General features: G+C 68.6%; 7 protein-coding genes and 3 pseudogenes. 7 read left to right on the forward strand and 3 right to left on the reverse strand.

Annotation, left to right across the window (positions count from 1 at the left end; genetic code table 11):
* Positions 1-296 precede the first annotated feature (296 nt).
* Entirely contained in the window at positions 297-971 is a 675-nt protein-coding gene (locus tag ACZ5NH_RS44620) for a formylglycine-generating enzyme family protein (RefSeq protein WP_468784114.1), read from the forward strand.
* 57 nt (positions 972-1,028) lie between these two features.
* Positions 1,029-1,829 (forward strand): aminoglycoside phosphotransferase family protein, encoded by an 801-nt coding sequence (locus tag ACZ5NH_RS44625; RefSeq protein ID WP_468784116.1) that lies wholly within the window; start codon positions 1,029-1,031, stop codon positions 1,827-1,829.
* Positions 1,830-1,979: 150 nt separating this feature from the next.
* Here the strand turns inward: ACZ5NH_RS44625 and ACZ5NH_RS44630 are convergent.
* A pseudogene (locus ACZ5NH_RS44630) lies at positions 1,980-2,642 on the reverse strand (Tn3 family transposase); the annotation flags it as partial.
* Between the two features lie 169 nt (positions 2,643-2,811).
* On the opposite strand from ACZ5NH_RS44630, the gene ACZ5NH_RS44635 reads away from it, so the two are divergent.
* Positions 2,812-3,720 (forward strand): hypothetical protein, encoded by a 909-nt coding sequence (locus ACZ5NH_RS44635; protein ID WP_468784118.1) that lies wholly within the window; start codon positions 2,812-2,814, stop codon positions 3,718-3,720.
* Between the two features lie 754 nt (positions 3,721-4,474).
* On the opposite strand, the gene ACZ5NH_RS44640 is transcribed toward ACZ5NH_RS44635, so the two are convergent.
* The gene (locus tag ACZ5NH_RS44640; protein WP_468784120.1) at positions 4,475-4,912 is read right to left on the reverse strand and encodes a hypothetical protein; all 438 of its coding nucleotides are present in this window, start codon (positions 4,910-4,912) and stop codon (positions 4,475-4,477) included.
* A gap of 187 nt (positions 4,913-5,099) precedes the next feature.
* Between ACZ5NH_RS44640 and ACZ5NH_RS44645 the strand changes: the two genes are divergently transcribed.
* From ACZ5NH_RS44645 to ACZ5NH_RS44655, 3 genes are read left to right on the forward strand one after another with little or no spacing between them, the layout of a single operon-like run.
* Positions 5,100-6,347, forward strand: coding sequence for an alpha/beta hydrolase family protein (locus ACZ5NH_RS44645; RefSeq protein ID WP_468784122.1), 1,248 nt, complete (start codon positions 5,100-5,102; stop codon positions 6,345-6,347).
* Between the two features lie 9 nt (positions 6,348-6,356).
* The gene (locus ACZ5NH_RS44650; RefSeq protein WP_468784124.1) at positions 6,357-7,604 is read left to right on the forward strand and encodes a sensor histidine kinase; all 1,248 of its coding nucleotides are present in this window, start codon (positions 6,357-6,359) and stop codon (positions 7,602-7,604) included.
* A complete protein-coding gene (locus ACZ5NH_RS44655; RefSeq protein ID WP_468784126.1) occupies positions 7,592-8,242 on the forward strand; it encodes a response regulator in 651 nt (216 codons plus the stop codon). Before ACZ5NH_RS44650 ends, ACZ5NH_RS44655 begins: the two co-directional genes overlap by 13 nt.
* Positions 8,243-8,268: 26 nt before the next feature.
* On the opposite strand, the pseudogene ACZ5NH_RS44660 reads toward ACZ5NH_RS44655, so the two are convergent.
* Positions 8,269-8,790, reverse strand: a pseudogene (locus ACZ5NH_RS44660) (IS701 family transposase); the annotation flags it as partial.
* A gap of 1 nt (position 8,791) precedes the next feature.
* Here ACZ5NH_RS44660 and ACZ5NH_RS44665 point away from each other — a divergent pair.
* Positions 8,792-9,714: pseudogene (locus ACZ5NH_RS44665) on the forward strand (IS701 family transposase); the annotation flags it as partial.

Consider the following 9,714-nt stretch of genomic DNA (forward strand, 5'->3'; position numbering starts at 1 on the left):
CACCGTCCGCGCAAGACCCACGGCTACCGCACTCCGGCAGAGGTCTACGCTGACCTCCTGAACAGCAGTGATGCGCTGACCGCTTGAGCTCGCCATCGTTTGCCGACAGGCGCAAGCTGGCCGGCGATCAGCCTGGGGAGATTGACCTGTGCCAGTGAACGTTGATCGATTGCCACTGAAGGATGATCGATGGCTGTCCGTGTCAGTGAAGGACGACTTGCAGATTCGTGTCAGCCAAGGACAACCGTTCGGCTCTGTCGTTTCGCACTGACAGGTCTCGTTAGGATCTCCTGATCATGGACGTGATGACGGGGAACGAGATGATCGCCATCCCGCCGGGGCAGGTGACGCTGTCGGACCGGCGGACACAGCGTAGTTGGTCGGTCGAACTTGCGCCCTACCAGCTCGCGGCATCCCCGGTCACCCAGGCGTTGTACGCACAGATCACAGGCCAGCGGCCCGGTACCACCCCTGGGGACCAGTTGCCCGTCGAGTGCGTCTCCTGGTGGGACGCGACGCGGTTCTGCAACGCCCTGTCCCAGTGGGCCGGCCTCACGCCCGCGTACCACATCCGTGCCGAGGCTGAAGTCATCGAGTGGGACGCGTCCACCGACGGGTATCGACTGCCGACCGAAGCCGAGTGGGAGCACGCCTGCCGTGCCGGGACGACCGGGCCGCGCTACGGGGAGCTCGACGAGATCGGCTGGTACCGCGGAAACTCGCACGAGCGCATCCACGAGGTGGGCGGCAAATGCCCCAACCCGTGGGGGCTTTACGACATGCTCGGCAACGTCTGGGACTGGTGCTGGGACGTCTACGACGCCGAGGTCTATGGCGCCTACCGGGTGCTCCGTGGCGGTGGTTGGTTCGATGAGCACTGGAGTTGCCGGGCCTCCGCGCGGCGCCGCAGCCACCCGACTTTCCAGGTCGACGACGTGGGATTCCGCGTCGCGCGTTCCGTCATACGTTGATCCACGTCGTGCGCAGGCCGCCCCGCGCGGGATCGATCTGCCGATAGCGTGCTCCTCATGACGGCTGAAGACGAGGCGCTGGTCGGCGGGATGGTGAACGTGGGGGCGGTCTTCCGCCGGGGGGAGTTGGTGGAGCGACCGGCACCGCGCAACGCACGCGCCCTGCATGCCTATCTCCTTGCGCTGAAGGAGCACGGCTTCGACGCGGCGCCGGCCCCTGTCGGTCTCACAGCGGATGGCCGTGAGCAGCTGACCTTCCTCCCTGGCGACGTGGCTCTGCCGCCGTTCCCGGACTGGGCGATGAGGAGTTCTGCCCTCGAATCGGTGGGGAGCCTGCTGCGGCGTTTGCATGAGACCAGCGCGGCCGTCGCGGTCGACACCCGTGCCGAGTGGCCGCGGGACCTGGCCGACCCGGAGGGGGGAACGATGCTGTGCCACAACGATGTGTGCCCGGAGAACGTCGTCTTCCGCGACGGTCGTGCTGCGGCCCTGATCGATTTCGACCTGGCGGCCCCGGGCCGTGTCCTCTGGGACATCGCCATGACCGCCCGTTATTGGGTGCCCATGCTTGATCCCGAGTCCGCGTCTGCTCTCCATCCCCCCGGGCTGGAGACGGCCGCACGGCTGCGGATTCTTGCCGACGGCTACGGCCTCTCGGCGGAGGGCCGCGCCGAGTTGCCTGGCGTCATCGAGCAGGCCACGGAGGTCTGCCGGGCCTTCGTCGCCCGCCGCGTAGCCAGCGGAGACCCTATCTATCTCCAGGCGTTGGCCGAGCGTGGTGGATGGGAGCGCTGGGATCGCGTGCAGACCTGGCTGGTGGACCACCGCAAGACGTTCACGGCTGCCCTGCTGAGCTGACCGGCACGGCCGTTCGAAGACAAACTCAACGGATGTTTCTTGGTGCCGTGTGCGGCAACGCTGGGAGCACGTCCGGCGCTGTGGCTTCGCCGCCCCGGCTGCGGGCCGAGATCGAGGGCACCGCGTAACCGTTGAGCAGCACCCTCGTGCTCACTCCTCGCCCTCTTCGTCCTCATCCAGCTCGTGCCCATCCGGGTCGCGCAGCGGACACAGGGCACCGGCGGCCGGGACGCTGGCGGCGAAGCTGTAGCGGCCGAGCAGGTTCAGGTTGCGGTGCTTGAGCGGGGAGAGCCGGGCGATGTCCTCTTCCCGGATCTCGTGGCCCTCGGCTTGGAGCTGGGCGACGGCGGCGTCGATGTACTTCGTCGTCCAGAGCACGATGGCGTTGAGGACCAAGCCGAGCGCGCCGAGCTGGTCCTCCATCCCGTCCCGGTACGCCTGGTGGATGGTGCCGCGCTTGCCGTGGCACACGTCCCGGGCCAGCTTGTGACGGGATTCCTGCACGGTGAGCTGGCGGTTCATCTGCCGACGGTAGGTGTCGTCCACCGGGTCGACCACCCGCAGCAGGTGCTCGGTTTTCGCGATCCGCCCGTACTCCGCGAACGCCGCACCCAGCGGAGTCGGGCGCCCCTCGCGTCCGAACATGCGCAACAGGTCGTAGGCACGGACCTGGTTGGTGACCAGGGACCCGGCACCCTTCAGCATGTCCGGCCAGTGCGTGACCACCTTGATCAGGTTGACGCGGTTGCGCGCCAGGTCCTCCACCGCGCCGTACGTGCCGGTCTCGACGCCGGGCATCGTGGCCCGCTCAAGGGCTACACACACCGTCCCGAGGCACGCCGATACTTCCTGTACCTCCTCTCACCGGAACGCCCAGACTTCGACACCGCCGGCCTGCTGTTCAACTACATCCCATTACCCGGTCGCCAACCGGCCTATTTTCTTCAGATTCGTCTGCAAGCACTGGAACGACATCAAAGACGTGCTCGGCCCCGACTTCCTCACGCGTGTAGGCCCCTTCGGCACGTCGGGACAGGAATTTCTCTCCGAGGTACTCGCGGTCGCCCACGACTACCCCGACACTCACCCCGACCTGACCGCACTCCTTGACCAGCACCCGGAAATGAGGAGCAGCGCCCCCGGGCTCAGCTTCCTCTCCCGCACGAACGCCTCCGTCGAGCAACTGCGCGAAGCCGTTCTGCCTGCCCTGAGTACCGGGGAAGTAGGTGCCATCGGCGGCTTTTACCCCGCCTGGATGGCCCTGCACATCCTCACCGAGGACTTCGCCTCCGATCCGGACACCTCCGCCTGGCTAGAGAGTATCATCGACGGCCAAGCCGAAGAAGTCAGTCACTTCGGCCCGGCTCACGCGTGGCTGCCGTACGGGACCGCGGCCGCCATCGCCCGGCTCAGGCCCGATCACCCCCTTATCCGCGACCTCCTGGCCGCAACGCAGCGCCCAGACGACGGCCCCTGGCACACGTTCTCGCAGTGGTCTGAGCTCGGCGTCGCCGCGGCTCGGACCCCGCGGGAACTACTTGAACACGCCCGGGCCATCGTGCGGACCGTTCGACTGAACGACCTTCCTGCGGAAGTCATCCACCAGCCGCTGACGGCCCGACTGCGCACGGCTCCTTCATTGGCCGCAGAACTCCGAATTCTCGTGCCCCAGCTCAATGGCTTCGACCGGGGAATTGCCATTCGCTTGCTCGAACGCAGCGGGCACATCGACCACCAACTCGACGCCACTCTCCGTGAGATCGCCCAGCACGGCGCCCACCCAGCTGACGCGACGTTTGACCCACTTATCGGCCAGACCTGCAACATCGTCACGCTCGCCCGAGACATCCTCGACACTCTCGATCCGACCGGCGCACTGGAGCGGACCTGAATGAGCGGCCAACCGTCCCGGACCCGGGAGGCTCGCATGTGTCTCAATCGGCCGGCCCACACCGCTCCAAGAACCCGCCTGACGACAGCCGTCTCCCGCCACGCCGGTTCCATTGTCGGAGGTGCATGGCAGGGTGCCGTACACGAGGGCGGAAACAGGAGGGAGAGGTCTGGTGGGGGGAAGTGGTGGTCCAGAGGGACGGCTGTTGCCTGACTGTCTGACGGGCCAGAGACAGCGCCCGGCCTTCGGCGCCGGAGACTCCCGAAGTGCCCTCGGACGATTTGGCATGGACCGGAAAATGCTGCTGAGCGATTCGATCGGTGTGGGCAAGACAGTCGAAGTAGGCCTGGTCGTCGCGGAGATGGTTCGTGGGGAGTCCAGTTCACGAGTCCTCATCGTCATGGATGGCCAGAGCCGGACACGGGGACTGCTGAAGGTTGGCCAAGTGCTCAGTGCGGCGGCCGATCCCGCGGCACCTGGTGGCGGGATTTTGCCTGCGGAGCCATTCGCGCGCAGGAGGTTCCGCGTGAGAACGGCGTCGAGGCAAGCACGGTATAGGGAATTGCGACGGCAGGCCGAGCTGCGGGAGGAGACTGGGCGAGACGGAGACCGTTTGTCCGTCTCGGGAGAGCGCCGGGTACGCGACCGGGCCGCACGTGAGGCGGTCCTGCTGCGCAGCGGAGACCGGTGTGAGAACCCGCTGATCTGCGTCTGTCCACACAACCGACGATGATCAACGGTGGCCGTGCGCTTTCTACGCCACCCAGCAGTACAGGTTCTCGTCTCCGTCGCGGACGGCACGGGCCAGGTCGGCCAAGCCGCTCAGGATCCACACGGCGATCTCGGGGTCGAAGACCTCGCCGTCTGCCGCCCGCTCGGCCACCCACAGCCGGCTGACTTCAGCGAGCCGGTGCTCGACGGCAGCGCACAGGGCATCTCGAAGGGTGCCGGAGACGGCGAGGACGAGCGGACCCTCGCCGTCGTTCGGGTCGACAACAGTCTCGGGAACATCGTCGTCAAGGACTTCCTCAAAGCTCCGACCGGTGAAGATGCCCTCCCACTCGATCAGAGCCTCCTCGACATCGAAGTTGCCGAAGGTCAGGGACTCGAAGACCCCGTCGGGACCACCCTCCGCGACAGCAGCGGCAGCTTCGGCGTCCGGTGCCAGGAAGAACTTGATGACGATGCTCACCGGGGCATAGTGCCTGTTCCACCGGGCCCGGTCTACCTGCCAGCGGCCAGCAGAAGCCGACCTACCGACCCGAGATGCTGTCCGCCCACAGCCTAAGATCAAGATCTACAGCTGGTACTAGGTTCACCATGAGATCGGGTACAGGTTTCATGGCACCGTCCTCCTGCGGGGCCCTAGCGTCGATCCCATGAAACGCAATCGCCGTATCAGCGCTGTCGCGGTGCTGGCGCTCGCCGCCCTCGTCACCGGAACCGGCGCCGGGTTCGCCGCCACGACCAGACCGTCGGCCACGCCGGTGGCCAAGCACGCGTTAGACACTGCACCGGCCACGGCCACCACGCCACCGCGGTCCTTCCAAGGCACGCTCCCTGCGCCGACCGGCCCCTATGCCGCCGGCGAGGACGTCATCCACCTCACCGACGCGAGCCGTCCCGACCCGTGGGTGCCGTCATCCGGCCCCCGCCAACTGACCGTCACGATGGTCTACCCGGCCGTCCCCGGGACCGGGACTCCGGCCCCTTATATGACCCTCGCCGAGGCAGCCGGACACATCCAGCACGGGAAGATACCGGCGAGCTCCGGCGTCACCCCACAGAACCTTTCCAGCGTCACCACTCACGCCTTTGACGGCGCGCGACCGCAGCGCGGCAAGTACCCGCTGGTGGTCCTCTCACCCGGGTTCGGGGACCCGCGCATGGTGCTCACCTCGCTCGCGACCGACCTGGCCAGTCACGGCTACGTCGTCGCGCTCGTCGGCCACACCTACGAGGACAGCGGCGAGACGCTGGCGAACGGCCAGACGCCGCCGTGCGCGATCTGCGATGACCCGAACCTCGGCATGGACACGGTCACCGCCAGCCGCGCGCTGGACGTGTCCTTCGTGATCGACCAGTTGACGCATGGCAATACCGAGTGGCCCCTGGCACACCTCATCGACAAGCACGAGATCGGCATGGCCGGACACTCCATCGGCGGAGCGGCGGCCGCCGCCACGATGATCGCCGACCCGCGAGTGCTGGCCGGGGTGAACATGGACGGCACGTTCAGCCCGGCCCCGATGCCCGGCCAGATCAACCGGCCGTTCCTCATGCTGGGTGCGGCCGCCTACCACTCGGCCGGCGGTGGCGACAACTGGGGGCAGGCCTGGGCCGCCCTCGGCGGCTACAAGAAGTGGCTGGCGGTCACCGGCGCCAACCACCCCAGCTTCACCGACGTGGACCTGCTCGAGGAGGAGGCCGGGTTCCCGACGCCGCCCCTCGACCCCGAACGTGGAATCGTGATCACGCGTGAGTACGTGACTGCGTTCTTCGACCGGACGCTGAAGGGGATCCACAGTCCGCTGCTGGACGGCCCCTCGCCGAACAATCCGGAAGTACTCTTCCAGCTCGGGAATTACACCAGTGACCGTCCAGTCCCTCCTCCTGCGGTGCCCTAGCGTCGTGCCATGACGATTCCAACTGGACTGAGGCGCACGGTCCTCCGGGCGCAGCGGGACACCGGCTTTCTTGCCGCTGGTGTGCTGCCGCACCTGGCGCTGGTGCCCGTGTGGTCCTGGGCGGCGACGACTACCGCCAGGACGGGGAACTGGCTCCTTACGGTTTCCATGTCGGCCGCACTGGTCCTGCTCGGCACCCCGGTGCTGACGGCCGTTCAGCGGTCTCGCTACCGGGTGCTCATCGGTGTGGACGTCCCCCGGCTCACCCCCACCACGCCGCAACAATGGACGTGGGCCTCGACCGCCCGGTGGCTCGCGGCGACGCGGCCTTGGCGCAAGATCGGCTACCACCTCCTGCTGGGCCCGCTGCTCGCGCTGCTGGAGCTGCTGGTGCTCGCGGTGGCAGCGGCGGGCCTGGCGGGCGTCATCGCCTACGCCTGGGCATGGGCGCTGCCAACCGGAATCCGCCAGGACTGGTTCGGTAACCTGACCCAGCTGCCGGCTTACACAGCCGCTGGACTCCTCCTCCTGTGCACCCTGCCCTGGACCGCGCGGGCAGTAGCCCGGGCCGAGGCGCGGCTGGCGTTGGGCCTGCTCGGGCCCAGCCGGGCGCAGCGGCTCCAGGAGCGGGTCGATCAGCTGGCCGTGAGCCGGACCGACTTGATCGAGGCCGTCGACGCGGAGCGCCGCCGGATCGAGCGCGACCTGCACGACGGCACCCAGCAGCGGTTGGTGTCTCTCGCGGTCAACCTGGGTCTGGCCATTGCCAGCCGCCCGGACCTGCCGAGTGATGCCCGCGAGGAGATCGCGAGAGCGCACCTGGAGGCGAAGGAGGCGATCGCCGAACTCAATGACCTGGTGCGGGGGCTGCACCCGGCCGTGCTCGAAGACCGAGGTCTGGACGCGGCGTTGTCCGGGCTGGCTGCCCGCACGCCCCTGCCGGTGCGGCTGCGGGTCAATCTGGAGGAGCGGGTGGCGCCCAACGTGGAGTCAGTCGCGTACTTCGTGATCTCTGAGGCGCTGACCAATGCGACGAAGCACGCCAACGCGACGCGTGCAGAGGTGATAGTCCGTCAGGTCGGCGAGGTGCTGCGAGTGCGCGTTACCGACGACGGGCTGGGCGGTGCCGACGCCGCCGCCGGCACGGGGCTGACCGGGCTGGCCAAGCGGGTCGGCTCCCTCGACGGGGCCTTCCACGTCAGCAGCCCCGTTGGCGGGCCCACCACCATCACCGCGGAGCTGCCGTGCGCGCGGTGATCGCCGAGGATTCGGTGTTGTTGCGGGTCGGTCTGATCAAGGTGCTGGAGATGGGCGGGTTCCAGGTCGCCGCGGAAGCCGACGACGCGGAGGGGCTGTTGGCGGCAGTGGCGGAGCACCGGCCCGAACTTGCCTTGATCGACGTCCGGATGCCGCCCGGCTTCACCGACGAGGGGGTGCGGGCGGCGATGGAGATCCGTCGGCGCTGGCCGGGGACGCCGGTGGTGCTGCTTTCGCAGTACGTGGAGGAGCGGTACGCGGCTGACCTGCTGTCTGCGAACACCAGCGGTGTGGGCTACCTGCTCAAGCAGCGGGTTGCCGATGTCGCAGACTTCGTGGCGGCGGTCCGGCGCGTGGCGGACGGGGGCACGGCCCTGGACCCGCAGGTCGTCGCCCAGTTGCTGCTGCGGCGCGACAGCGACCCGCTCGCGCGGCTGACCCCCCGCGAACGGGAGGTGCTCGGCCTGATGGCCGAGGGGCGCTCCAATGCCGGCATCGCGCAGGCGCTGGTGGTCAGCGAGAGCGCCGTGGCGAAGCACATCAACAACATCTTCGCCAAGCTTGACCTGCCCGTGGTCGACGCGGACCACCGCCGCGTCCTGGCCGTGCTGCGGTTCCTCGGAGCGTCCCGGGCCTGACCTTCCCATCCGTGATCACGGTGGAGGGCGGCCTGGCGGCGGTAGTGGCTGTGGCGGGCCCGGGCTTGGTGGCGTCGTCGCCAGGTGGACCAGCGCAGTCGGTGAGCCGCGCCGCAGGCGGGCCGAACGAGCAGGGCAGCGAAGAGGCGCTGGATCTCGTTGCAGGTGAGCGGAATCAGTGAGTCGGGGCTGCTCCCATCGTCGATTGGTGTTTGGTCGCGGCGTTCGAGGGCGGTGGTGACGGCGAGGAATGCGTGGGGGAGGAGGGCCAGGGTGATCCAGCGGTGCCAGGAGTTCCAGCGGCGGACCTGGTGCTCGTCCAGCCCCGCGAGCGTCTTTGAGCTCTGGAACATTTCCTCCACCGTCCAGCGGCTTCCTGCGACCGCGACCAGCGTGGACAGCGGGACCGGGCGGGGCGAGTAGCAGCGGTAGTAGGCCAGTTCGCCGGTGCTCCGGTTGCGGCGGATCAGCAGGTGCTGATGGCCCGGCACATCGCCAGAGTTGATGGCGACCTGTGCCCAGTCGTAGAAGCGGTGCCCCTTCGCGCCGCAGCAGTTCGTAAACCAGTCCACGTGGGATGCGGTGCCGGTGCGTCGGCGGATCGCTGAGCGGATGGTGCCGCAGGTCGGCGCGGACGCCTGGGCGGTCGATGACGTGTCGTTCCCCAAGGACGGCAGGATGTCGGTCGGTGTGGCTCCCCAGTACTGCGGTGCGCTGGGCAAGCAGGCCAACTGCCAGGTCGCGGTCAGTGTCCACGCGGTCTCCGACACGGCGTCGTGCCCGCTGAACTGGCGGCTGTTCCTGCCACCGCAGTGGGCGGATGACGGCGTCCGGCGAAGGCGGACCGGCGTCCCCAAGGACGTCGGACACCGGGAGAAGTGGCGTCTGGCACTGGACGCCCTGGACGAACTGGCCACCTGGCAGCTGGTGCCGCCGCTCGTGGTGGCGGACGCCGGCTACGGCCAGAACGCGGACTTCCGGCCATCGCTGGCCGAGCGGGAGATCCGTTATGTGGTCGGCATCCGCGGCGATCTGACCGTCCAGCCGCATGACGCGGTGCCCGCCGCCCCGGCCTGGTCCGGCAACGGCCGGCGGCCGGTGCCCCGCTACCGCCGGCCGCCGGCGCCGGTGGCGGAACTGGCCGCGGCCGCAGGACGGGAGGCCTTCGCGGAGGTGACCTGGCGGGAAGGCTCCCGCTCCCCGATGACCTCCCGCTTCCTTGCGGTGCAGGTCCGGCCGGCTGGTGTGCGTCCGCGTCGGCTGGCTCAGGCAGCCGCGGTGGCCGAGCACGGCCGGTGGGACGGCGTCCTGCCCGAGGTGTGGTTGCTGGCCGAATGGCCCGACGGCGAGGACAAGCCGCCCCGCTTCTGGCTGTCCGACCTGCCCGACGACACCCCGATCCCGGAGCTGGTCCGCCTGGCGAAGATCCGCTGGCGCATCGAGCACGACTACCGGGAACTCAAGCACGGCCT

It is taken from the genome of Streptomyces sp. NPDC031426 (assembly GCF_055581585.1).